Origin of the sequence: Actinoplanes sp. HUAS TT8 (genome assembly GCF_051380535.1) — a bacterium.
In the GTDB taxonomy this organism is placed as follows: Bacteria; Actinomycetota; Actinomycetes; order Mycobacteriales; family Micromonosporaceae; genus Actinoplanes.
Map to the genome: position 1 here is coordinate 3,843,585 of NZ_CP195646.1, position 22,753 is coordinate 3,866,337.

The following is a 22,753-nucleotide window of genomic DNA, read 5'->3' on the forward strand; positions in this document are numbered from 1 at the left end:
CCCCCATGCCCGTACCGAAGCGCGTACTCGCGCTCTCCCTGTCCGCCCTCGTCGGCGTCCTGGCGCTGCTGTTCACGCTGGCCTCGGTCCCCGCCTCGGCCGCCACCTCGCTCACCGTCGCGCAGGCGATCAGCAGCCAGACCGGCGCCTCCGCGTCCGTCACCGGCTACATCGTCGGTGAGCCGACCGCCACCAGCACGGTCCGGTTCAGCGACTTCACCGGCGACACCGCCCTGGCGATCGCCGACAGCAAGACCACGACCAGCACCGGCAGCATGCTGTACGTCCAGATCACCAGCTCCTACCGGGCGTCGTTCGGGCTGCTCAGCAACCCGTCGCTGATCGGCAAGCAGCTGACCGTCACCGGCACGCTCACCGCGTACTTCTCCCACGCCGGCCTCAAGTCCCCGACCGCGATGACGCTCGGCACGTCGTCGACGACCAGCCCGACCGCCACCTCCACGGCCACGGCCACCCCGACCGCGTCCAGCACCACCGACGCCTACTACGCGGCCGCCTCCGGCAAGTCCGGCGCCGCACTCAAGGCCGCCCTGCACACGATCATCTCCACCGGGGTCACCAAGATCTCCTACGACGCCGTGTGGGACGCGCTGAAGGTCACCGACCAGGACCCGTCCAACTCCTCCAACGTGATCCTGCTCTACTCCGGGATCAGCCGGTCCAAGACGCTCAACGGCGGCGACTCCGGCGACTGGAACCGCGAACACGTGTGGGCCAAGAGCCACGGCGACTTCGGCACCGCCACCGGCCCCGGCACCGACCTGCACCACCTGCGGCCCGAGGACGTGGCGGTCAACGCGCTGCGCGACAACAAGGACTTCGACACCGGCGGCAGCGCGGCCACCGGCGCACCCGGCAACTACACCGACTCCGACTCGTGGGAGCCCCGCAACGCGGTCAAGGGCGACGTGGCCCGCATGATCTTCTATATGGCGGTGCGCTACGAGGGCGACGACGGCTGGCCCAACCTCGAGGTCAACGACTCGGTCAGCAACGGGACCAACCCGTACCTCGGAAGGCTCTCGGTCCTGAAGCAGTGGAACACGCAGGACCCGCCGGACGCCTTCGAGAAGAACCGCAACCAGGTCATCTACGCGACCTACCAGCACAACCGCAACCCGTTCATCGACCACCCGGAGTGGGTCTCGTCGATTTTCTGAAACCCGATTCCGCCGTACGGCGGATGCCCGGTTCTGTGTTCGGGTTTCATGATCGGCCGTTCTGTTCGCTGCATGTGAATGTCATGTCGCCCGGGGCCACCGCGTGGTCCCGGGCGTATTGTCGAGAGGCCCGACCCGGGAGGTGCCGGTGATCGAACTCGACGAGACCGACGGCGTGGCCGTGGTCCGGCTCGCGCACGGCAAGGTCAACGCGCTCGACCTGGAGCTCTTGGAGCGCCTCACCGCCACGTTCACCCAGCTCGACGTCGACTCCTCCCGCGCGGTGGTGCTCACCGGCAGCGGCCGGGCCTTCTCGGCCGGGGTCGACCTCTGGCGCATCGTCGACGGCGGCGCGGCCTACGTGCACGCGTTCCTCCCCGCCCTGGAAACCACCTTCCGCACCGTCTTCGGCCTCGGCAAACCCGTGGTCGCCGCCGTCAACGGCCACGCCATCGCCGGCGGCGCCGTCCTGGCCGCCGCGTGCGACCACCGGATCATGGCGGCCGGCACGATCGGCGTGACCGAACTGGCGGTCGGCGTCCCGTTCCCCACCGCGGCCCTGGAAATCCTCGCCTACGCCTACGGAATCCCGCCGGCCCGCCGCGCGGTCCTGGCCGCCGACACGCTCGACCCGCCGGCCGCGCTCACCGCTGGCCGGGTCGACGAGGTGTCCCCGGCCGGCACTCTGATCGAGACCGCCGTGGCCCGCGCCCGCGAGATGGCCGACCGGACCCCGCCCGAAGTCTTCCGGATCACGAAAGAGCAGCTCCAGGCGGCGCCGCTGGCCCGGATGGGCACCGATCCGCGGGTACTGCGCCTCTGGCTGCGGGCGGCCGAGGACGGGCGGCTCCACCGTTTCATGACCGCCGTCCGCAGCAGATAGGACACTCACCCCAGATCATCGATCGATTGCCTTGAGTATTCACTCTGCGCGATAGGAACCCTGCGCCGGCGTCACCGCCCGGCAAGTCGGCCATAGCCCTCGGGAGTCGGGCCCGGCGCCGTGGGCCGGGCAACACCCGGCCCACGGCGGACAACCGGTGATCAGCTCAGGCGGACCTTCAGGCTGGAATGGGACAGGTCGACGCCGATGACGGTGCCGGACGGGTAGCGGAGGGTGTGGTCGCGTTCGGTGGAGATGAGGACCACGCCGATGCGGTGGCCGGGGGCGAACACATGGTCGGTGCTCTGCAGCGTCCACCGGAACGTGTACGGGCGACCACTCACCACCGGCGTCGTGCGGGACGGCGAAAGGCGGTTGCGGATGTCGAGCCAGCCGCGGGTGACGATTTCGTACGGCGTCGTGGCGGTGACGTATTCGCGGCGGTTGAAACAACCCGGATCACCGTCGATGCCGGGGCCGACGCAATCCTGCTGGGCGAGAGTCCGCACGCCGGCGTAGCGCTCGGCCGGGCCGTAATCGACCAACAATGCGGTCAGGTAGGGGGACTGTCCCGTCACATCCGCCTTGACGGTGATTTCCGCCGTACCGGAGATGCGGGTTTCTTTGGAAAGCACCGGGAAAAGGTGCACGAGCCGGTTCGGGTCATCGGCCTCCGGCGAGGCGGCGAGGTCCTCGGCGGTGCGCGCCGGATTGTCGACGAACGTCTCCCGGGGGCCCGATCCGAGCCGCAGCGAAACCGGGCGGGTCGACGGGACCGGCCAGGTGGACGCGGTCTGCCAGTGGTTCGGCGCGGTTTCGACGTCGGCCATCGGCTCACGCATGATGCCGGTGTCGATCCGGTACAGCCAGTAGTCGAACCAGCTGTTCAGTGTCGACAGCCAGACGTCGCGGCGAATGTTGAACGGGTCGGTGTGCGCGGCCTGATGCAACCAGATCTTCCGCGGGACATGCCGCGCGGCCAGGGCATCCCACCATTGACCGGCCTGCAGGGTACGGACGTTGTCGTCGTGCAGCCCGTGCACCAGGAACACACTCGCGCGAACCTTGCTCACGTCCCGGGTGTAATCCCGCTCGGCCCAGAACGCGCTGTAATCGCCGGTTTCGCGGTCCTGCGCGCGCTCGATGGCGTCCATGACCGGGGCGCAGACCTCCGGATTCGCCCTGGTCAGCACCGCTCGGGCCAGCACGTCCAGGTCCTCGCCCTGGAAACCGCCGGGGGCGACCACGCCACCGTTGGCGCGATAATAGTCGTACCAGCTGGAGATGCCGGCGATCGGGACGATCGTCTCCAGACCTTTCACACCGGTCGCCGCGACCGCATTCGGCAGGGTTCCGTTGTAGGAGACTCCGATCATTCCGGTACGGCCGGTCGACCAATTCGCCCGCACGCTGTTGCCGGAGGCGTCGAAGGCTTTGGCGCGGCCGTTAAGCCAATCGACCACCGACTTCATGCCGAGCGTCTCATTCCGGCCGCCCGACGTGGGACAACCGGTGGAACCGCCGGTTCCGAGGCTGTCCGCGAAAACCACGGCATAACCGCGGGGTACGAAATAATTGTCGAGGTAACCGGCGAACGTGATGCTGTCGGCGCGGGCCACGGCCGAACCCTTGGCGACGGCGGCAGCGCCACCCCGGTCGATGTCGTCGTGGTTCGGCACGTCGTTGAGGCCCGCGTAGTAAGGGCTCGCCTGGAAGATCACGGGGACCCGGGTGGTGGCGGCCGGGCGGATGATGCGGACGGCGACGCGGTCGGGCCGGCCGTCGAAGTCGCTGTCGACGGTGCTCTGCACCCAGACCTGTTCACGGATGGCCTGGGTGTAGTCGTAGGTGGGCTGGGTGCCGGGCCGGGCGCCTGCCTGTGCCGGCGGGGACGTGGCCGGCGATGACCTGGCCGACGGCGAGGCGGCGGCGGCCGACGGCGCGAGAAGAACGGCAATCACGGCAATCGATGCGGCAAATCGCATCGCGTCACCATATCGCCGTTCGTCGATTGTTGGGGTTCCGGAGGGGCGACCCGGGCCCTGATCTGTGGGGCCTGGCCGACAGGTCCGCCGCCGTTGAGGTTTTCCACACTGGCGCTCTGTCCACAGGCGCTCGGCATGATCTTGCGGATTGCGCGGATAATGGCTGGTGGCGGCCTGCCCCCTGAGGTGGGCGGGGACCAGGTGTCGGCGGCCGGAAGACCCGCGGCACCCGGCTGGGCCTGCGCGGACACCTGTCGGCCGGCGCCGCTGGAAGCCGGCGCCGCTGGAAGCCCGCGCCGCTGGAAGCCCGCGCCACCGGAAGCCCGCGCCTTGAACCGGCGGCGACCTCAGGGCGCGATCTCCCCCGACCCCCGAGCGATCAACGAAGCCGGAATCACCACGGTCTGTGGCGGCCCGGCATGCCCGCTGATCCGGGCAAACGCCAGCCGAGCGGCCTCCCGCCCCAGCGCCACCATGTCATGCGCCACCACCGTCGTGCCGACCACATCGGCCAGTTCGAAGTCGTCGAAGCCGACCAGGGCCGGCGGCCGGGCCCGGCCCGCGAGGACGCGCAGCGCGCCCGTGGTCAGCCGGTTGTTGGTCGTGAACAGCGCGGTCGGCGGCTCGTCGAGGGCGAGCAGTGCGCCTATGGTCTGTTCGGCGGTGGCCGCGTCGTGGACGTCGGTGCGCAGGTAGCGGTCCCAGTCGGGGTTGCCGGCGGCCTGCATGGCGGCGGCGAAGCCGTTGATGCGGGCGCGCTGGGAGGCGGTGCGGGCCAGGTCGGCGACCAGGGCGATGCGGCGGTGGCCGCGGGCGAGCAGGTGGGCGGCGGCGGCGCGGGCGCCGCCGTCGTTGTCGATGAGGACGCTGTCGGCGGCCAGGCCTTCGGGTGGGCGGTCCAGGAAGACGACGGGGACGCCGCTGATGTCGTCGCGGGCCAGGTATTCCTGGCCGCCGCCGCTCGGGACGACGAGGAGCGCGCGGACGCGGCGTTCCAGGAAGACGTTGACCAGGTGGCGTTCCTGGGCGACGTCCTCGTCGTTGTTGGCGGTGACCAGCAGCAGGCCGTGGCGGCGCAGTTCGCGTTCGACGCCGCTGGCCACGGCCGAGTAGAACGGGTTGGCCAGGTCGCCGCTGATCAGGCCGACCATGGCGGACGTGCCGCCGCGGCGGAGTTCGCGGGCCAGGCCGTTGAGCCGATAGCCGAGCTGTTCGGCGGCGGCACGGACTCGCCGACCGGTCTCTTCGGCCACGTTCGGCTCGTCGTTGAGCGCCCGGGAGGCGGTTTTGAGGCTGACACCGGCCAGCGCCGCGACCTGACTCAGGGTCGGCAGCCGGACGGCCGGATCGTCGGCGGGCATGTCACTCCGGGTGCGCAGTCGGCGAAGGGCCTCAGTATGTCATCCCGGGGCGCCGCCGACCGGCACCGATGCGGTCGCCGCGACGGTGGCGGCGACCGCCCGCGAAAAAATCGAGCGCAGGAAAGGCGACCGGCGGCGGGTGGAACGGTGCCGGGACGGCGACGGCTAGCGCCGCAGGGCCCGCCGGGCCAGGAAGTTTCCGAGGAACTGACCGGCCTGGACGATCACGATGATGACGGCGACGGTGATGTAGATGACCGGCCAGTTGTAGCGCTGCGCTCCGTAGGTCACCGCGTAACTGCCGAGCCCGCCACCACCGATCAGACCGGCTTGAGCGGACATGTCCACCACGGCCACGAAGATGAACGTGTATCCGAGGATGACCGGTCCGAGCGCCTCGGGCACGACGACCGTGAGCAGGATGCTGAGCGGACGCGCCCCGGCCGCCCGGGCCGCCTCGATCACGCCCGGGTCGACGGCGAGCAGGGTCTGTTCCACGATCCGGCTGACCGCGAAGGACGCGCCGATGCTCAGCGCGAACGTGGTCGCCTCCTGCCCGATGGTCGTCCCGATGACGGCGAGCATCAGCGGCTGCAGCGCCAGCAGGAAGATCACGAACGGGATCGGCCGGACGATGTTGACCAGGATGTTGACGCCGATGAACAGCGGCCGGTTGGCGAGCAGGCTGCCCGGCCGGGTGGCGTAGAGCACCAGGCCCAGGACCAGCCCGAGCAGTCCGGCGACGACGACCGAGATGCCGACGATGTAGAACGTCTGCCCGATCGCTTTCCAGAACTCCGGCAGGTTGGTACGGAATTCGTCCACGTCAGTCGTTCTCCTCGGTCACGTCCACGCCGTCGGCGCGCAGGGCGGTCAGCGCCGCGTCGATGTCCGGGTCCGGGCCGGTCAGCTCGAAGGTGAGGCTGCCGACGGCCCGCTCCTGCAGTTCGCTGACGCCACCGAAGATGATTCCGGCGGCCACCCGGTGGTCCAGGAACGTGCGGGCCAGGGCGGTCTGGAATCCGGGCTCGTCGCGGACGGCGACGGAGACGATCCGGCCCTCGTGGGTACGGCGCAGCCGCGCCAGTGTCTCGGCCGACGGCCGGTCGCGCAGGGCGCCCCGGACGAAGTCGGCCGCGACCGTGCTCTTGGGGTGCGCGAAAACGTCGTACACCGAACCGGTTTCGGCGATTTTGCCGGACGCCATGACCGCGACGCGATCGGCGACGGTCCGGATCACGTCGAGTTCGTGCGTGATCAGCACGATGGTCACGCCGAGCTCGCGGTTGACCCGGCCGAGCAGAGCCAGGACCTCGGTCGTGGTCTTCGGGTCGAGGGCGCTGGTCGCCTCGTCGGCCAGCAGCAGGGACGGCTCGGTGGCGAGGGCCCGGGCGATGCCGACGCGCTGTTTCTGCCCGCCGGAGAGCTGCTCGGGGTGGTCGTGGGCGCGGTCGAGCAGGCCGACGAAGTCGAGCAGCCGGGCCACCCGGCGGTCCCGTTCCTCCCGGCCGACGCCGGCGACCTTGAGCGGGTAGGCCACGTTGCCGGCGATCGTGCGCGACCGGAACAGGTTGAACTGCTGGAAGATCATGCCGATGTCGCGGCGGGTGCCGCGCCGATCCTTCTCGGACAGCGCGGCGATGTCCCGGCCGTCGACCCAGACCTTGCCGGTGGTCGGTGTCTCCAGCCCGTTGATCAGCCGGATCAGTGTGCTCTTGCCGGCGCCGGAGTGGCCGATGACCCCGAACACCTCGCCCTTGGCGACTTCCAGGCTGACGTCGTCCAGGGCGACCACCCGGGACCGGTCACGGCCCCGGGTGAACGACTTGGAGACATTCTCCAGACGTACGTGCGACACGGGTTACTTACCCGCCGCGACAGCCTGGTCCTGGACCTTCGTCAGCAGCGCCTGCAGATCAGAAGCGGACACCGTGCGCAGCACCGCGACGCCGCCGTTGTCGTCCTGCACGCCCTTCTCCACCGACGGGTCGTGGTAAAGCTCGGCCAGCTTGAGGTAGGTCGGGTTGTCCTTGTCGGCGGCGCGGGCGGCGAAGATGTTCACGTACGGCGCGGCGCTGTCGCTGGCCGGGTCGTCCTGGAAGATCGCGGCGTCGCGCGGGAGCTTGGCGCTGGTGGCGTAGTTGTTGTTCACGATCGCGCCGACGACCGAGCCGCTCTGCAGCGCACCGGCGGTCTGCGATGCATCGAGGGTGACCACGTCGACCTTCTTCGTCTCGACGTCGCTGACGCCGGAGAACGCGCTGCCGCCGCCCTTGAGCGTGACCAGCCCGGCCGCCTGCAGCACGAGCAGGCCGCGGGCCTGGTTGATGGCGTCGTTGGGGATGGCGACCTTGGCGTCGGCCGGGAACTCGGCCGCCGACTTGAACTTCAGCGAGTAGAGCGGCAGCGGGTAGACCGCGGTGGATCCGATCGGCTGCAGGTCGTCCTTGGCGGTGACGTTGTAGTTGGCCAGGTACTGGATGTGCTGGAACTGGTTGAGGTCCAGCTGCTTCTGCTTCAGTGCCGGGTTCGGCTGGCTGTAGTCGCTGAAGTTGACCAGCTCGACATTGACGTTCAGCTTCTGCTTGGCCAGGTCGGTGTAGGTCTTCCAGTACGGCGACGACGCGTCGGCGACGCCGATGCGCACGGTCTCGGTCTTCGTCGCGCCGGCGGCGGTGTCGTCGGAGTCGTCGCGGGTGGCGACGACGCCGATGACGGCACCGGCGGCCACGACGACGACCGCGGCGGCGGCGATCCAGGGCCAGCGGCTCCGCTTGCGGGTGGGCAGAACCGGCTGGTCGGACTGGTCAGACATGGGTATGGCTCCGAAGTGGTGATCGAGGTGATGCGGTGGAGCCACCATAGCCCACATCTCCGATAGGAGAAATGTGGGGTAGGTCTAATCGGCGCCCGGCGCGCGCAGCACGGTGAAGTGACGGGTACGGCGCAGCTCGAACCCGATCGACCGGTACAGCCGGATGGCGTTGACGTTGCCGCCCGCGGCGTGCAGGAACGGCGTCTCGCCGCGCTCCCGGATGCCGTGCGCGACCGCGCGGACCAGCGTCGACGCCAGCCCCTGACCGCGGAACGCCGGGTCGGTGCAGACCGCGCTGATCTCGGTCCATCCCGGCGGGTGGACGCGCTCGCCGGCCATCGCGACCAGAGCGCCGTCACGACGTACCCCTAAATAATTGCCGAGTCGGTAGGTGCCGGCCTCGAACGGGCCCGGCCGCGTCCGGGCGACCAGGTCCAGCATCTCCGGCACGTCGTCGGCGCCCAGGGTGACCACGTCGTCGGGGACCTCGGTGTGCAGCCGATCGCCGGCCACCATCTGGACGCCCTCGCCGCGGTGCTCCACGATCCACCCGGGCGGCGGCGGTGCGATGTCGCAGGACAGGCGCGCGATCCCGCCCGGCCCGACGAGAGCCGCAAGATCACCCCAAACCCGATTATTCTGTACGGGCGGAACCGCCATGATCGGTGAGACGTCGGCCGGATAACGGCGCGCACATCCGGCGCCCTCGGCGAGATGAGCGTGCGGCCCGGTCAGCGAGGCCCACGACGCCCGGTCGAGCACATCGCTCATCGGATCGACGCGAATCGCCGGTCCGGCCGCGGCCCGTCCAGGGCCAGATCGGTCAGGACTCGGCCGATCGCCGGGACGAACTTGAAGCCGTGCCCGGAGAAACCGGTGGCCACGACCAGCGGGCCGTGCCGGTCCAGGACGAACGTCTCGTCCGGCGTCGTCGTGTAGGTGCAGCTGATCGGCGTCACGTCGTCCGGGTCGACGCCGGGCAGCCAGCGACGCGCGTACTCCTGCAGGCCGGCCAGCTGCGCCGGCTCGGGCCGGAAGTCGCGGTGATCGGGATCGGTCACCGGACCGGCGCCGTGGAAGCCGACCTTGATCCCCTCCCCCGGAGTCGCCAGCCCGTAGATCAGCGGGTGGAACGCGTCGGCCGAGCGGTGCCCGAAGCTCGGCCAGTCCCGCTCGGGCACACGGGCGCCGAAGTGGACCGGCTGCTCCTGGGTCACCCGGAGGGGCGGCAGCGGGATCAGATGGCCGAGCAGTTTCGCGGCCCAGCCGTTGACCGCCGCGACGACGCGCCGGGCGCGCAGGTCACCGGCGTCGGTGCGCACCAGGACGGTGTCGTCGCCGAGGAGTTCGATCGCGCGGACGGGGGTCTCATGCCGTACCGAAGCACCGTTTTTCTCGGCGTCGGCCTGAAGCGCGGATACCGAACGGTCGGCGTGCAACCGGCCGCTGTCCGGGTGGAACAGGGCGCGGGTGTCGAAGCGGAGGCCGGGCCAGCGCTCGGCGGCCTCCCCGGGGGTGAGCCAGTGGTGCTCGACGTTCTCGGCCGTCAGTCCCGCGGCCAAGGAGTCGAGGCCCGGATGGGCGCCGTGGTCGACGCCGCCGGTCACCGTCAGCAGCTGCTCGCCGGTCGTGTCCTCGAGCTCGCGCCACAGGTCGCGGGCCTCCCGGGCCAGGCCGATGTGCAGGGCGTCCGGGTACGACAGCCGGAAGATCCGGGACGCGCCGTGCGAGGCGCCGTTCGTGTGGCCGGCCGTGTACTGCTCCAGCAGCACCACGTCGACCCCGCGCCGCGCCAGCTGCCAGGCGGCGGCGGAGCCGATGGCGCCGCCACCCACGACTATGACGTCGGCATCCAGTGAGCCCATCCGAGCACCTCCCCCACGCACCTTAAACCTACAAGTGCCATAGGTTTAGTAGGGCGTTGCGCGGATCACTCGACGACCACCTCCAGCATCCGGGTGAGGCGACCGGTCAGACGGTCGCTGTCGGCGTCGCGCAGGGCCGGGGTGGCAATGAGCCGGCGCATCAGCCAGGTGCCGGCCAGCAGGGCCAGGCCCGTCTCGGCGCGCTCCTGAGCGTCCGGCCCGGTCAGGGCGGCGGTGAAGCGGGCACCCACGTGCTTCTCGATGCCGGCCCGGATGATCTCGGCGGCCCGCGGGTTGGCGGCCGACTTGATCATCAGCTCGAACGGGCCGAGGTGCTCGGCGTCCGGAGCCGTGCGGTCGACCAGGGCGCGGGCGATCTCGGCGGCCAGATCGCCGGGCTCACCACCCGGAACCATCGTCGGCGGGGCGAAGGACGCGTCCACCACCTCGGTGAACAGCCCCTCCTTGGACCCGAAGTAGCGGTTCACCAGCATCGCCGTCACACCCGCGTCGGCCGCGATGTCACGGACGCCGACACCGTCGTACCCGAAGCGGGTGAAAGCGGTGATCGCCGAGGTCAGGATGGCCTGGCGGGTGGCCGCCGCGTTGCGCGGACGGCGAGTGGCGGGCGTCATACGGAAAAGTCTACAGACGCAGACTTGGCCGCCGTAATCTACAGGTGTAGACAACAGTTCCTACCGAGGAGCACACCATGGACCTGCAGCTGAGCGGCCACCGCGCGCTGATCACCGGCTCGACCTCCGGGCTCGGCGAGACCACCGCCCGCCTGCTCGCCGCCGAGGGCGCCGAGGTCGTCATCCACGGCCGCGACGCCGGACGCGCCCGGGCCGTCGCCGACTCGATCATCGAGCAGGGCGGGAAGGCATCGGTCACCATCGGCGACCTCACCACCGACCAGGGAGCCGACGCGGTCGCCGCGGGCGCGCTGGCCGGCGGTCACGTCGACATCCTGGTCAACAACGCCGGCGCCTACGAGCACCTCGACTGGGCCGCCGCGACCGCTGACATCTGGCTCAACACCTACAACATCAACGTCGTTTCCGGCGTACGGATGATCCAGCGTCTCGTCCCGGCCATGCGCGACCGTGACTACGGCCGCGTCGTCACCATCGGCGGCGGACTCGGCGTGCAGCCGTTCGACAACCACCCGCACTACAACGCGTCGCTGGCCGCCCGGCACAACCTGGCCGTCTCCCTGGCCCGCGACCTGGCCGGCACCCGCGTCACGTCGAACGTGGTGTCCCCCGGCGCGATCCTGGTCCCGGCCGTGCAGGAATTCCTGACCAAGCTGGCCCCGGAGCGCGGGTGGGGTTCGACGTGGGAGGAGATCGAGTACAACTCGGTCCGCGAGATCGTCCCCAACGACCGGGTCCGGTACGGGCGGCCGGCGGAGATCGCGGGTGCGGTCGCCTACCTGTGCAGTCCGTACGCGGAGTACATCAGCGGCGCCACCATTCGCGTCGACGGCGGCACGGTCCGCGGCGCGTTCTGAGGCGGGAGCGCGGCGCCACTTGAGACAGGGGCCCGGCGCTTTTTGCGGCGGGGGGCACAGTCGACCCCTCGGGCCGCGGCCGCACTCGGGCTCACCGGGCCGGAGCGGTCACGGTCGCGGCGCCGCGGCTCACCAGACCGACCCGGCCCGGCCCGGGGCGGCTCGGGTCGGGGCGGGGCGGCTCGGATCGGGGCGGGTCAGGCGTCGAGGCGCAGGTCGGGGTGGCGGCCGGCGATCGTGCGCATGCGCCAGCGGTGCGGGAAGACCGCGAGCAGGGCGCCGTCGCGGACGCGGGTCATCACCTCGACGTTCGACTCGGTGCGCAGGATCTCGCGGCCGGCCTCGTCGGTGCGGGCCGCCACCTCGTACGGCAAATGGTTGAGCTGGACCTTGACCCCGAATTCGGCTTCGAGCCGGTGGGTGGCCACCTCGAACTGCATCGGCCCGACCGCGGCGAACACCGGGACACCGTCGCCGCGCTGCTCGGAACGCAGCACCTGGACCACGCCCTCGCCGTCGAGCTGCTCGATGCCGCGCCGGAAACGCTTGTAGGTCGACGTGTCGGACGCGGTCACGGCCGCGAAGTGCTCCGGCGGGAAGGACGGCAGCGCCGGGTACTGCACCGGGGAGCCCTGGTAGAGCGTGTCGCCGATGCCCAGCGAGGTGGCGTTGACCAGGCCGATCACGTCACCGGGGTACGCCTCGTCGATGGTGTCCCGGCCCTGGCCGAAGATCTGCTGCGCATACTTGGTGGCGAACGGCTTACCGGTGCCGGCGTGCGTGACGATCATGCCGCGCTCGAACTTGCCGGAGTTGATCCGGACGAAGGCCAGCTGGTCGCGGTGCGTCCGGTTCATGTTCGCCTGGATCTTGAAGACGAACCCGGAGAACGCGCCCTCGACCGCCTGCTCGTCGCCGGCCACGGTCGGTCGGGCCGACGGCGGCGGCGCCAGCTCGAGAAGAATGTTCAGCAGCTGACTGACCCCGAGGTTGGCCACGGCCGCGCCGAACAGCACCGGGGTGCTCTTGGCGGCCAGGAACTCCTTCTCGTCGAAGTCGGCGCCGGTCAGCTCCAGCAGTTCTAGCTCCTCGGTGGCGGTCGTCCAGTCCTCCCCGAACCGCTCGGCCGCCGCCTCGGCGGTCATCTCCTCCTCGATGGCCAGGTCGGCGCCACCGGGTGAGCGTTCCATCCGGACGAACTGGCCGGTCCGGCGGTCGATCACGCCCCGGAAGTGCCCGGCGATGCCGACCGGCCAGGTCAGCGGGGTCGGCTTGAGCCCGATCCGCTGCTCGATCTCGTCCATCAGGGCCAGGGCGTCCAGGCCCGGCCGGTCCCACTTGTTGATGAACGTCATCACCGGGATGTTGCGCTGCCGGCACACCTCGAACAGCTTGAGCGTCTGCGGCTCCAGACCCTTGGCCGCGTCGAGCAGCATGACCGCGCTGTCGACGGCGGTCAGCACCCGGTACGTGTCCTCGGAGAAGTCGGCGTGACCGGGCGTGTCCAGCAGGTTGATCACGGTGTCCCGGTACTCGAACTGCAGGGCGGCCGAGGTGACCGAGATGCCACGCTCCTGCTCCATCGCCATCCAGTCGGACACCACACCCTTGCGGTCACCCTTGCCGTGCACCGCGCCGGCCTGCCCGATCACCCGCGCGTGCAGCGCCAGCGCCTCGGTCATGGTCGACTTACCGGCGTCCGGGTGCGAGATCACCGCGAACGTACGCCTCCGGCCCGCCTCAACAGCGACGCTCTCCGCCGACGGCACGTTCTGACTCACGCTCAGCTCCCCCACAACCACGTCTACGACCTGCGAAACCGTATCCCGTCGCGGGCGGCATCCCGTAGTAGGGGGCGGTGATCGCCCGCGAGGTGTGAGCGGGAACTCCGCCCACGAGGCCTCCGGCCCGCCTTACACCTTATCTCCCGCCCGCGCACCCTCATCGCGGCGTTCCGAGGGCGATGGCCTGACGCCACGGGCGGATCGCCTTGGGCGGCATGTTGACGGCGAGCGCGCCGACGAGCCGCCCGTCCCGGTGGTAGGCGGCCAGGAAGCGCCCGTCCTCCAGCGACCCCTCGGCGATCTCGGTCGAGTCGTGTCCGCGCAGGTACCCGTACGCGTGGATCTTCAGTTGGTATCGATCCGACCAGAAGTACGGAACCGGGGCGAACGGTTTGCGCGCGGACGGGAAGAGCAGGTTGCGGGCGGCGGCCATGCCCTGCTCGGCGGCGTTGGTCCGGTGCTCGATGCGCATGTCGGCGCCGAACAGCGGGTTGTGCCACCGCGCGACGTCCCCGGCGGCGTAGACGTTCTCAAAAGCCGAGCAGAACGCATCGCAGACCACGCCGTCCTCGACGGTCATCCCGCTTCCGGCCAGCCATTCCGTGTTCGGCCGCGACCCGATCGCCACCAGCACCGCGTCCGATCCGGCGAGCAGCGGATCGTCCAGGGAGTCCACCCCGATTCCGGTCCGCAGGTCCACGCCGTGCGCCCGGTGCACCGACGACAGGAACTGCCCGACCGGTTCGCCGACGGCGTGCGCGAGCGGGACCGGCGCCGGCTCGATCATCGTCACCTCGCAGCCCAGGCCGCGGGCCACGGCGGCACACTCGGCGCCCAGGAACCCGGCACCGACAACGGTCAACCGCCGGCCGGGACGCAAGGCTTTCCGCAGTTCAAGAGCATCTCTTACGGTACGGAGGACGTGCCCGCCCGCCCCGGGCAGCCGTCGCGGCCGCACCCCGGTGGCGATGATCAGCCCGTCGTAGGGAACCGGCGTCCCGTCGTCCAGGCGCACGGCCCGCCCGGCTGTGTCGAGGCCGACCGCCTTCACGCCCAGGCGCAGGTCCAGCCGCAACGCGGTCAGCTGTTCGAGCGTGCGCAACGCCAGCCGGTCGGCGTCCCACGCCGAGGCCAGGATCTGTTTGGAGAGCGGCGGACGGTCGTACGGGAAGTCGATCTCCTCCCCGATGACCGTGACCGTCCCCTGGAAGCCTTCGCGGCGCAGGGTTTCGGCGGCGGCGAGCCCGGCCGCCGAGGCGCCGACGATGACGACCCGTCTCACCGTTCGACCAGCCGGATGGCCGCGGCCGGGCACACCGCCGCCGCTTCCCGCACGGCCTCATGGAGGTCCGGGCCGGGTTCGTCGTCCAGGACGATCGCCACGCCGTCGTCGTCGCGCTGGTCGAAGACGTCCGGGGCGACCATCGCGCACTGACCGGCGGCCACGCATTTCGGCTCGTCGAATTCCACCTTCACGCCGGTCACCACCGCACCGGCAGTGACCGGAGTCCGTAGGCGACGCCTTCCATCGCGAACTCGACCTCCTCGAACGGTACCGACAGCGCAAGGGTGGGGATCCGCCGGTACAGCGTGCCGTAGACGACCTGCAGCTCCACCCGGGCCAGCGACTGACCCAGGCATTGATGGGCGCCATAGCCGAATGCGTGATGGGAACGCGCCGGCCGGGTCAGGTCGAGGGCGTCGGGCGACGGGAACTCGGCCGGGTCGTAATTGGCGCCGGCCAATTCGAACACTACGCCGTCACCGGCCCGGATGACCGTTCCGTGCAGTTCGATGTCCTCGACGGCGATCCGCCGGATGCCGCTGTGCACGATCGTCAGATACCGCAGCAGTTCCTCCACCGCGCCGGCCACGAACCGGGCGTCGTCCGACCGCTCGCGCAGCAGTTCCAGCTGGTCCGGGTGGTGCAGCAGGGCGAGCGTGCCCAGCGAGATCATGCTGGCGCTGGTCTCGTGCCCGGCGATCAGGATGGCGCTGCCCATGGTCACCGCCTCGGCGTGGCTCATCTCGCCGGCTCTGACCCGCGCGCCCATCTCGGACAGCACGTCGTCCTCGGGCGCGTCGATCTTGCGCATCAGCAGCGCGCTCAGGTATTCGCCGAGGCCCTGACCGGCGGCCGCGGCGTCGGCCGGATCCGAGTCGTGGCTGATCGCGCGGCGGCTGCTGTCCTGGAAGAACCGGTGGTCCTCGTAGGGCACGCCGAGGATCTGGGTGATCACCAGCGTCGGCACCGGCAGCCCGATCGCCTGGACCAGGTCGGCCGGATTCGGCCCGGCCAGCATCTCGTCGATCAACGCATCGATCACCCGCTGCATCCGCGGACGCCATGCCTCGACGCGTTTGACCATGAAAGGCCCATTTACCGTACGTCGTAATCGGGTGTGTTCCGGAGGGTCGGTGTTCGTGATCAGATCCGGGATGTGCGGCGCGACCGCGGCCCGCGACCTGGTCATGTGCGGGTAGCCGGGCTTCTTCTCGTCGATGCTCAGCCGGGGGTCGTTGAGCAGCGCGCGCTGGTCGGCGTGCCGGGTGATGAACCACGGCTCGCTGCCGTCCCAGATCCGCACCTTGCCGACCGGTGGCATCTCACGCAGGGCGGGGGCGGGCGCGAACGGGCATCGCGCGTCCCGCCGCATCGGGTAGTAGGGGGCGTCAACCATGCCCCCATGCCACCAGCCGGCCCTGACATCACCCGGACACGAACCTGACAGAAGCCTGACGTGGTCCAGGTCACACGCCGATGAGGAACCCGCGGATCCCGGCCAGCCAGCGCTCCGGATTGTCGAAGTGGGCCATGTGAGCGGCCTCCGGCACCTCGACGAGCGTGCTGCCGGGCAGCGCGGCGTGCAGGCGGCGGGCCGTGCCGATCGGGAAACCCATCTCCCGCAGGCCGTGCAGGATCAGCACCGGCCGGCCCCAGTCCTTCAGCACCTCGTCGGAGTCGGCCGGGCCGCCCGGCAGCAGGGTTCCGCTGGAGTACGGCCCGTTGAAGTCGTTGCTGAACCGGGTTCCGTCGAGGATCCGATGCCAGTCGTCGAGCCGGTCCAGTCGCCACACCATCAGAGGCGCGTCACCGTAGGCCATGGCCCGGCTCAGAGCACCGTCGGGCGCGTCCGGGTCGGTCATCAGCGGATCGTCGAACCCGATGTTGGTGCACAGCTCGCGGCGCTGCTGATAGTCCTCGGACGCTTCGAGTTCGCTCTCGTAGTCGGTGTACGCCGTGGTCGACGCCAGCACGAGCCGCCGCACGACCTCCGGGTGCTGCTGGACCAGGCGCATCGCGATCCGGCCGCCGTAGGAGAACCCGAGCACATCGGCCGGCCCGTCCCCCAGCGCCCGGATCAGCGCGGCGACGTCATCGGCGAACAGGGTCGGCTGCAGCTGGCTCTCCGGCAGGTCCCCGGCCGGGGGCGTGCGGTGGCTGCGCCCGCAACCCCGCAGGTCGAACAGGACGACCTGGGCCACGTCGGCCAGCTCGGCGATGGTCGGCAGCAGGTATCCGTGATCCCAGGACGGTCCGCCGTGGATCACCACCAGCGGTGGCAGCGCCCGATCCCCGAACCGCCGCACGAACAGATCAACCCCGTTGACCCGAACGACCCCACCGGCATCCGTCACGTCGTCCAGCAGCACTCTCTCCACCGCGCGATCATTCCAGATCGGACTTCGGACGGCCGCCCCTCGCCTCACGGTCCGGCCGGGTCGCGGGCGGTCAATGGAGGCGGTAGCCGAAGCCGCGGTGGGTGTGGATGGGGTCGGGGGCGGCGAGTTTGTGGCGGAGGCGGGAGACCAGGCGTTCGACGGCGTTGCCGGTGTGTGAGTCCGGCCAGACGTGACGGGCGACCTGCTCCTTGGTGAGGACCTGCCCGGCGTGGCGGATCAGGTGGCGGAGCAGGCGGTACTCGGCCGGCGTCAGGTCCAGGGCACGGTCGCCGCGCCAGGCCTGGTACGTGATCTCGTCGAGCAGCAGATCGCCGTACTCAAGCAGGTGTCTTTCCCTGTTCCTCAAGAGGACCTGGACGCGGGCGAGCAGTTCGGCGCGGTGGAACGGCCGCGTGACGTAGTCCTAGATCTCGGTGCCGAGGGCCGGGACGAGGGTGCCGAGGAATGCGCACTCGGTCACGCAGAGCACCGGTGGGCGTTCGGTGAAGACCGGGCGGTTGCGGGCCAGGGCCATCAGGTCGGGGATCTCGATGTCGACGACGATCAGGTCGACGTGGTGCTGATCGAGGAGCCGGAGTGCGCCGGCGCCGGTGGTGGCCGAGCTGACCTGATAGCCGGCGAAGCTCAGGTGCGCGGTCAGTTCGTCACTGGGAGCCACGACAAGCAAACGCATGACGACCCTCCAAAGTGGCCTGGACCACAGTTTAGTTCAATCAGTTGCTTTAAAAGTGGCCCTTGGGTTGGCTCACCGTACCGGACGAACCCCCGTGAAAGGCACCACTATGTCCAGCACGCCCCACCGCTATCGGCCCGACGAACTCGAGGCCCTGCGCGCCCGGTACCGAGCGGAGCGTGACCGTCGCATCCGCCCGGAGGGAACCGCTCAATACCAGCGCGCGGCCGGCGAATTCGGCTACTACGCCCGCGATCCGTACACCGAGTGGACCGAACGCGACACCGTCCACGACCGGGTCGAGGCGGTGGTGATCGGCGGCGGTTTCGGAGGGCTGCTGACCGGCGCCCGCCTGCGGCAGGCCGGCGTGGAGAGCATCCGGATGATCGACGAGGCCGGTGACTTCGGCGGCACCTGGTACTGGAACCGGTACCCGGGCGTGCACTGCGACATCGAGTCGACCGTCTACATGCCGCTGCTCGAAGAGGTCGGGTACGTCCCGAAGTGGCGGTACGCCCCCGGCGAGGAGATCCGCCAGCACTGCGTGGCCATCGCCAAGCAGTTCGACCTGTACGCCGACACCATGTTCCACACGCGCGTCACCGAACTGCGCTGGGACGAGGACGCGGCCGAGTGGCACGTGCGGACCGACCGCGGCGACGAGTTCCGCAGCCGCTACGTCGTCGTCTCCTCGGGCACGCTCACCCAGCCGAAACTGCCCGGCATCCCGGGGATCGCCGACTTCCGCGGTCACACGTTCCACACCAGCCGCTGGGACCACGGCTACGACCTGACCGGCAAGCGCGTCGCGGTGATCGGCACCGGCGCGACCGGCGTCCAGGTCATCCCGTCGATCGCGCCCGAGGTCGAGCACCTCTACGTCTTCCAGCGCACGCCGTCCTCGGTCGACGTGCGCGGCAACCGGCCGACCGACCCGGACTGGTCCGCGTCGCTGCAACCGGGCTGGCAGCGCGACCGCATGGAGAACTTCCTGGCCCTGGTCACCGGCGGCTACGTCGAGCAGGACCTGATCGACGACGGCTGGACCAGCACGGCCCGCCTGCAGCGGCAGATGCTGACCGGCACGGTCGACACGACGATCACGGCCGAGGAACGCGAGTACCTGGACGAGCTGGCCGACTTCCGCAAGATGGACGAGATCCGCGAACGGGTCGACGAGATCGTCACCGACCCGGCCACCGCCGAGGCGCTCAAGCCCTGGTACCGGTACATGTGCAAGCGGCCCACGTTCAGCGACTTCTACCTGCAGACGTTCAACCGGCCCAACGTGACCCTGGTCGACACCGCCGACCACGGTGGGATCACCGCGATGACCGAGACGTCGCTGGTCGTGGGCGACAACAGTTACGAGGTCGACTGCGTCATCTTCGCGACCGGCTTCGAGGTCGGCATCTCCGGCGTCATCTCCGGAACCCTTCCGGTGTACGGCCGAGGCGGGCTCCCCCTGCTCGGGCACTGGCGCAACGGCCCGCGCACGCTGCACGGCTTCTACAGTCACGGATTCCCGAACCTGTTCCACCTGGGTTCGCTGCAGAACGCGGCCGCCGTCAACTTCGTCCACGTCCTGCAGGAGCAGGCGTCGCACATCGCGGCCGTGGTCGGCGAGGCCGCCCGGCGTGACGCCCGCTGGATCGAGCCGACCGTCGAGGCCGAGGAGCGCTGGATCGCCACGATCCGCGAGACCGCGCCGAACAACTTCAACTTCCAGGCCGAGTGCACACCGGGCTACTACAACGGCGAGGGCAAGCCGCGCCCGGTCAACAACTCGTTCGGCCCGGGCCCGGTCGTCTTCCACGACCTGCTCCGGCACTGGCGCGAGTCCGGCGGCCTGGACGAGGTGCTTCACGAGGGCTGACCACATTTTCAAGAGGGTCGATGTGGCGTCCGGGCACATGGGATTGACGTTCACAGGTCCGTAACGTCCGCGACATGAATCCCCGGAAGCTCTGGCCAGCACTGCTCGCGGCAGTGCTGGCCGTCGCCGCCCTCGCGGTCTCCCCGCTCTCCCCCGCGAACGCCGCCGCCACGCTCACCCAGGTCGGCTCGTTCGGCAGCAACCCCGGCGCGCTGCGCATGTACGCCTACGTCCCGGACGGCCTGCCCACCGGCCGTCCGCTGGTCGTGGCCCTGCACGGCTGCACGCAGAGCGCCTCCGACTACTACTCGCACTCCGGCTGGCCCAAGTACGCCGATCTCTACCGGGCCGCGGTCGTCTTCCCCGAGCAGACCAGCGGCAACAATTCGCTGTCCTGCTTCAACTGGTTCACGGCCGGGGACATCGCCCGCGGCCAGGGCGAGGCGCTGTCGATCAAACAGATGGTCGACAAAGCCATTTCCGCGTACGGGTCGGATCCGTCCCGTGTCTACGTCACCGGCCTGTCCGCGGGCGGGGCGATGACCGCGGTGATGCTGGCCGCCTACCCGGACGTATTCGCGGGCGGGGCGGTGGTGGCCGGACTGCCCTACAACTGCGGGACCGTGTGCCAGTACCAGGCGCAGAGCAAGACGCCCAAGCAGTGGGGTGACCTGGTGCGGGCCGCGAACCCGGGTTATTCCGGGCCGTGGCCGAAGGTCGGCATCTGGTACGGGACCTCGGACACGACCGTGGTCCCGGCCAACGCGACCGAGCTGCGTGACCAGTGGACCAACGTGGCCGGCGTCTCGCAGACACCGACGTCCACCTCCACGCTGCCCGGGTCGACGACCGTGGAGCAGTACGGGAACGCGGTCGCGCTCTACCGGGTGCAGGGCATCGCGCACGGGACACCCGTAGCACCCGGCAGCGCCGAGAACCAGTGCGGGACGACCGGGACGTACTACATCAGTTCGATCTGCTCGTCGTACTACATCGCCCAGTCCTGGGGCCTGACCGGCGGCGGAACCACTCCCCCGACCTCCACCAGCCCGACTCCGTCGACCCCGCCCACCGCACAGCCGTGCTTCACGGCCAGCAACTACGCGCACACCACGGCCGGGCGGGCCTACCAGTCCGGCGGCAGCACCTACGCCAACGGCTCGAACCAGGCGATGGGGCTGTGGAACACGTTCACCACGCACACGCTGCGCCAGACCGGGCCGAACTATTACGTGGTCGCCGACGGGCAGTGTTAGCCGACTCTTCTCGATCCGGCGGGCGGCCGCACGATTCACGGCCGCCCGCCGTTGCCGTACGCCGAAGATATTTGTCCATCGTGGAACGAAGGAATCTCCTCCGCGCGGCCATCGCCGCCCCCGCCGTCACCGCTTTCGGCACCGAACCGGCCGAGGCCACGCCCGCGCGGTTCGATACGCACAACCCGCGGTTCGCGCTGGCCGTGCTGCCCGACACGCAGTACCTGTTCGACGCCGACAGCGCCGACCCGGCCCCGCTGCGAGCCACCTTCAAGTACCTGCTGGAGCAGCGCACCGACCTCAACGTCGCCTTCCTCACCCACCTGGGCGACGTCACCGAGCACGGCACCGAGCAGGAGATCACCCTGGCCGGGAGCACGTTCACGGCGATCGACGGGCGGCTGCCGTACAGCGTGCTCGCCGGCAACCACGACGTCAGTTCGGGGACCGACGATCAGCGCGGTGACACGCCGTACCGGAAAGTCTTCGGTCCTGATCGTTTCCGGCACGCCGCGACCTTCCTCGGATCGTCGGCGGACGGCTACAACAGCGCCCACCGGGTCGCCGCGGCCGGGAAGCAGTGGCTGATCCTGGCCCTCGACTGGCGCATCTCGGACTCGGGCCTGACCTGGGCGCGGGGCATCCTGGCGGCGCATCCGACGCTGCCGGCGATCGTGACCACCCACGACCTGGCCTACGCCGACGACAGCGGCCGGGCCTACCTGTCCGGAAACGGTCAGCGGCTCTGGGACAACCTGATCAAGGACAACGACCAGATCTTCCTGACCCTGAACGGTCACTACTGGCCGCCCGGGCGGACCGTGCTCCAGAACGCCGCCGGTCACGACGTGCACGTGCACATCACCAACTACCAGGACCGGTACTACGGCGGCGCCGGCATGATCCGCCTCTACCACTTCGACCTGGTGCGCGGGCGCATCGACGTGGAGACGTTCGCGCCCTGGTTCCTGCACCGCGACACGGCCAAGCGAACCCCCCTCGAAGCCGAGACGATCGAGCTGACCAGCGACGTCGACCGGTTCAGCCTGGCGATCGACTTCGAGTCGCGCTTCGCCGACTTCGCCCCGCCGGTCCTGCCCGCGCCGCGCCCGGCCGCCCAGGTCGTCGACCGGCACACCGCCGCCTACTGGCGTTTCGAAGGCTCTTTGACCACGGTCAAAGACCTTTCCGGCAAAGGCAACGACCTTTCCGTACGCCGTTTGACCGGCACCGGCGGCCTGACCGTCTCCCCGGAACACCACGTCGGCGCGCCCGCCCACTCCAGCGTCTACTTCGACGGCGTCTCCAGCCTGCTCCAGACGTCCGCGAACGCCCCGCTGAACAGCCAGAAGTTCCTCGACGGGTACACGTTCGAGACGTTCATCAAACTGCCCGACCCGTACGTCGGCGACCACGCGTGGATGGGCATCTTCAGCTGGGAAGGCCGCAGCGGCGACGCCGGCAAGCACAGCGGCTGGTCCCCGCTCGAACCGACGTGCAGCCTGAACCTGTCACCCGAACGCTTCCTGCAGTACGTGCTCTACACCGAGGACGGCGACCACAACCCCACGTCGTGGAGCCACGCCCTGCCCGTCGGCGTCTGGCACCACGTCGCCGTCGTCAACGACGGCAAACGCAGCATCGTCTGGGTCAACGGCTCGAAGATCGCCCGCAACCCCACCCAGCCGTCCCACGGCGTCGCCACCCTCGGCTGCCCGTTCACCCTCGGCGGGACGTCGTTCGACCTGCAGTACGACCAGACTTTCTACGGCTGGATCGGCGACACCCGGATCACCACGCGCGCCCTGCGCCCCGAACAGTTCCTCCCGGCCGGCCGCTTCCGCTAGGCCGGCCCCGGGGCGGGCCGCCAACGCGCG

At 70.0% G+C, this 22,753-nt stretch carries 21 protein-coding genes; 6 read left to right on the forward strand and 15 right to left on the reverse strand.

The window, feature by feature from the left end; genetic code table 11:
- Window positions 1–5 precede the first annotated feature (5 nt).
- A complete protein-coding gene (locus tag ACSHV8_RS17495) occupies window positions 6–1,181 on the forward strand; it encodes an endonuclease (protein WP_436534326.1) in 1,176 nt (391 codons plus the stop codon).
- Between the two features lie 148 nt (window positions 1,182–1,329).
- Entirely contained in the window at window positions 1,330–2,064 is a 735-nt protein-coding gene (locus ACSHV8_RS17500; RefSeq protein WP_436534328.1) for an enoyl-CoA hydratase/isomerase family protein, read from the forward strand.
- 161 nt (window positions 2,065–2,225) lie between these two features.
- Here ACSHV8_RS17500 and ACSHV8_RS17505 read toward each other — a convergent pair whose 3' ends face one another.
- The 8 genes from ACSHV8_RS17505 to ACSHV8_RS17540 form a co-directional block, all read right to left on the reverse strand.
- On the reverse strand, window positions 2,226–4,049 hold the full coding sequence (locus ACSHV8_RS17505; protein ID WP_436534330.1) for a Xaa-Pro dipeptidyl-peptidase: 1,824 nt from the start codon (window positions 4,047–4,049) through the stop codon (window positions 2,226–2,228).
- Between the two features lie 347 nt (window positions 4,050–4,396).
- The gene (locus tag ACSHV8_RS17510; protein ID WP_436534332.1) at window positions 4,397–5,410 is read right to left on the reverse strand and encodes a LacI family DNA-binding transcriptional regulator; all 1,014 of its coding nucleotides are present in this window, start codon (window positions 5,408–5,410) and stop codon (window positions 4,397–4,399) included.
- Window positions 5,411–5,575: 165 nt separating this feature from the next.
- Complete coding sequence (locus ACSHV8_RS17515) at window positions 5,576–6,235, reverse strand: methionine ABC transporter permease (protein ID WP_436534334.1); 660 nt, start codon at window positions 6,233–6,235, stop codon at window positions 5,576–5,578.
- Between the two features lies 1 nt (window position 6,236).
- On the reverse strand, window positions 6,237–7,268 hold the full coding sequence (locus ACSHV8_RS17520) for a methionine ABC transporter ATP-binding protein (RefSeq protein WP_436534336.1): 1,032 nt from the start codon (window positions 7,266–7,268) through the stop codon (window positions 6,237–6,239).
- 3 nt (window positions 7,269–7,271) lie between these two features.
- Window positions 7,272–8,225: a MetQ/NlpA family ABC transporter substrate-binding protein gene (locus tag ACSHV8_RS17525; RefSeq protein ID WP_436534338.1), complete on the reverse strand. Its 954-nt coding sequence runs from the start codon at window positions 8,223–8,225 to the stop codon at window positions 7,272–7,274.
- 84 nt (window positions 8,226–8,309) lie between these two features.
- Window positions 8,310–8,996: a GNAT family N-acetyltransferase gene (locus tag ACSHV8_RS17530; RefSeq protein ID WP_436534340.1), complete on the reverse strand. Its 687-nt coding sequence runs from the start codon at window positions 8,994–8,996 to the stop codon at window positions 8,310–8,312.
- Window positions 8,993–10,090, reverse strand: coding sequence for an FAD-dependent oxidoreductase (locus ACSHV8_RS17535; protein ID WP_436534342.1), 1,098 nt, complete (start codon window positions 10,088–10,090; stop codon window positions 8,993–8,995). Before ACSHV8_RS17535 ends, ACSHV8_RS17530 begins: the two co-directional genes overlap by 4 nt.
- Window positions 10,091–10,155: 65 nt before the next feature.
- Window positions 10,156–10,725, reverse strand: coding sequence for a TetR family transcriptional regulator (locus tag ACSHV8_RS17540; protein ID WP_436534344.1), 570 nt, complete (start codon window positions 10,723–10,725; stop codon window positions 10,156–10,158).
- Window positions 10,726–10,802: 77 nt separating this feature from the next.
- Here ACSHV8_RS17540 and ACSHV8_RS17545 point away from each other — a divergent pair, with 77 nt between their 5' ends.
- Entirely contained in the window at window positions 10,803–11,603 is an 801-nt protein-coding gene (locus ACSHV8_RS17545; protein WP_436534346.1) for an SDR family NAD(P)-dependent oxidoreductase, read from the forward strand.
- Window positions 11,604–11,800: 197 nt separating this feature from the next.
- Here the strand turns inward: ACSHV8_RS17545 and ACSHV8_RS17550 are convergent, their stop codons facing one another.
- The 7 genes from ACSHV8_RS17550 to ACSHV8_RS17580 all read right to left on the reverse strand — a co-directional run bounded on the left by ACSHV8_RS17550 (window position 11,801) and on the right by ACSHV8_RS17580 (window position 17,744).
- On the reverse strand, window positions 11,801–13,384 hold the full coding sequence (locus ACSHV8_RS17550; protein ID WP_436534348.1) for a peptide chain release factor 3: 1,584 nt from the start codon (window positions 13,382–13,384) through the stop codon (window positions 11,801–11,803).
- Window positions 13,385–13,544: 160 nt separating this feature from the next.
- Window positions 13,545–14,669 (reverse strand): NAD(P)/FAD-dependent oxidoreductase, encoded by a 1,125-nt coding sequence (locus ACSHV8_RS17555; protein ID WP_436534350.1) that lies wholly within the window; start codon window positions 14,667–14,669, stop codon window positions 13,545–13,547.
- On the reverse strand, window positions 14,666–14,863 hold the full coding sequence (locus ACSHV8_RS17560; RefSeq protein WP_436534352.1) for a ferredoxin: 198 nt from the start codon (window positions 14,861–14,863) through the stop codon (window positions 14,666–14,668). Before ACSHV8_RS17560 ends, ACSHV8_RS17555 begins: the two co-directional genes overlap by 4 nt.
- Window positions 14,864–14,868: 5 nt before the next feature.
- Window positions 14,869–16,068 carry a cytochrome P450 gene (locus ACSHV8_RS17565; protein ID WP_436534353.1) on the reverse strand — a complete coding sequence of 400 codons (1,200 nt, stop codon included), beginning with the start codon at window positions 16,066–16,068 and terminating at the stop codon, window positions 14,869–14,871.
- Window positions 16,069–16,138: 70 nt separating this feature from the next.
- Complete coding sequence (locus tag ACSHV8_RS17570; protein ID WP_436534355.1) at window positions 16,139–17,050, reverse strand: alpha/beta fold hydrolase; 912 nt, start codon at window positions 17,048–17,050, stop codon at window positions 16,139–16,141.
- Between the two features lie 70 nt (window positions 17,051–17,120).
- Window positions 17,121–17,417, reverse strand: coding sequence for a winged helix-turn-helix domain-containing protein (locus tag ACSHV8_RS17575; RefSeq protein WP_436534357.1), 297 nt, complete (start codon window positions 17,415–17,417; stop codon window positions 17,121–17,123).
- Between the two features lie 57 nt (window positions 17,418–17,474).
- Window positions 17,475–17,744 carry a hypothetical protein gene (locus ACSHV8_RS17580; protein ID WP_436534359.1) on the reverse strand — a complete coding sequence of 90 codons (270 nt, stop codon included), beginning with the start codon at window positions 17,742–17,744 and terminating at the stop codon, window positions 17,475–17,477.
- A gap of 109 nt (window positions 17,745–17,853) precedes the next feature.
- On the opposite strand from ACSHV8_RS17580, the gene ACSHV8_RS17585 reads away from it, so the two are divergent.
- From ACSHV8_RS17585 to ACSHV8_RS17595, 3 genes are all read left to right on the forward strand, one after another.
- Window positions 17,854–19,620 (forward strand): flavin-containing monooxygenase, encoded by a 1,767-nt coding sequence (locus tag ACSHV8_RS17585; protein WP_436534361.1) that lies wholly within the window; start codon window positions 17,854–17,856, stop codon window positions 19,618–19,620.
- A 74-nt stretch (window positions 19,621–19,694) separates the two neighbouring features.
- Window positions 19,695–20,876 (forward strand): extracellular catalytic domain type 1 short-chain-length polyhydroxyalkanoate depolymerase, encoded by a 1,182-nt coding sequence (locus ACSHV8_RS17590; RefSeq protein WP_436534363.1) that lies wholly within the window; start codon window positions 19,695–19,697, stop codon window positions 20,874–20,876.
- Between the two features lie 80 nt (window positions 20,877–20,956).
- Window positions 20,957–22,723 carry a LamG-like jellyroll fold domain-containing protein gene (locus ACSHV8_RS17595; protein ID WP_436534365.1) on the forward strand — a complete coding sequence of 589 codons (1,767 nt, stop codon included), beginning with the start codon at window positions 20,957–20,959 and terminating at the stop codon, window positions 22,721–22,723.
- Window positions 22,724–22,753: the final 30 nt, after the last annotated feature.

Bases quoted from the DNA above. Each gene is read 5' to 3' on its own strand.
- ACSHV8_RS17495 (WP_436534326.1), top strand. From the start codon at position 6: ATGCCCGTACCGAAGCGCGTACTCGCGCTCTCCCTGTCCGCCCTCGTC.
- ACSHV8_RS17505 (WP_436534330.1), bottom strand. From the start codon at position 4,049: ATGCGATTTGCCGCATCGATTGCCGTGATTGCCGTTCTTCTCGCGCCG.
- ACSHV8_RS17510 (WP_436534332.1), bottom strand. From the start codon at position 5,410: ATGCCCGCCGACGATCCGGCCGTCCGGCTGCCGACCCTGAGTCAGGTC.
- ACSHV8_RS17525 (WP_436534338.1), bottom strand. From the start codon at position 8,225: ATGTCTGACCAGTCCGACCAGCCGGTTCTGCCCACCCGCAAGCGGAGC.
- ACSHV8_RS17530 (WP_436534340.1), bottom strand. From the start codon at position 8,996: ATGAGCGATGTGCTCGACCGGGCGTCGTGGGCCTCGCTGACCGGGCCG.
- ACSHV8_RS17535 (WP_436534342.1), bottom strand. From the start codon at position 10,090: ATGGGCTCACTGGATGCCGACGTCATAGTCGTGGGTGGCGGCGCCATC.
- ACSHV8_RS17540 (WP_436534344.1), bottom strand. From the start codon at position 10,725: ATGACGCCCGCCACTCGCCGTCCGCGCAACGCGGCGGCCACCCGCCAG.
- ACSHV8_RS17545 (WP_436534346.1), top strand. From the start codon at position 10,803: ATGGACCTGCAGCTGAGCGGCCACCGCGCGCTGATCACCGGCTCGACC.
- ACSHV8_RS17565 (WP_436534353.1), bottom strand. From the start codon at position 16,068: ATGGTTGACGCCCCCTACTACCCGATGCGGCGGGACGCGCGATGCCCG.
- ACSHV8_RS17580 (WP_436534359.1), bottom strand. From the start codon at position 17,744: ATGCGTTTGCTTGTCGTGGCTCCCAGTGACGAACTGACCGCGCACCTG.
- ACSHV8_RS17585 (WP_436534361.1), top strand. From the start codon at position 17,854: ATGTCCAGCACGCCCCACCGCTATCGGCCCGACGAACTCGAGGCCCTG.
- ACSHV8_RS17590 (WP_436534363.1), top strand. From the start codon at position 19,695: ATGAATCCCCGGAAGCTCTGGCCAGCACTGCTCGCGGCAGTGCTGGCC.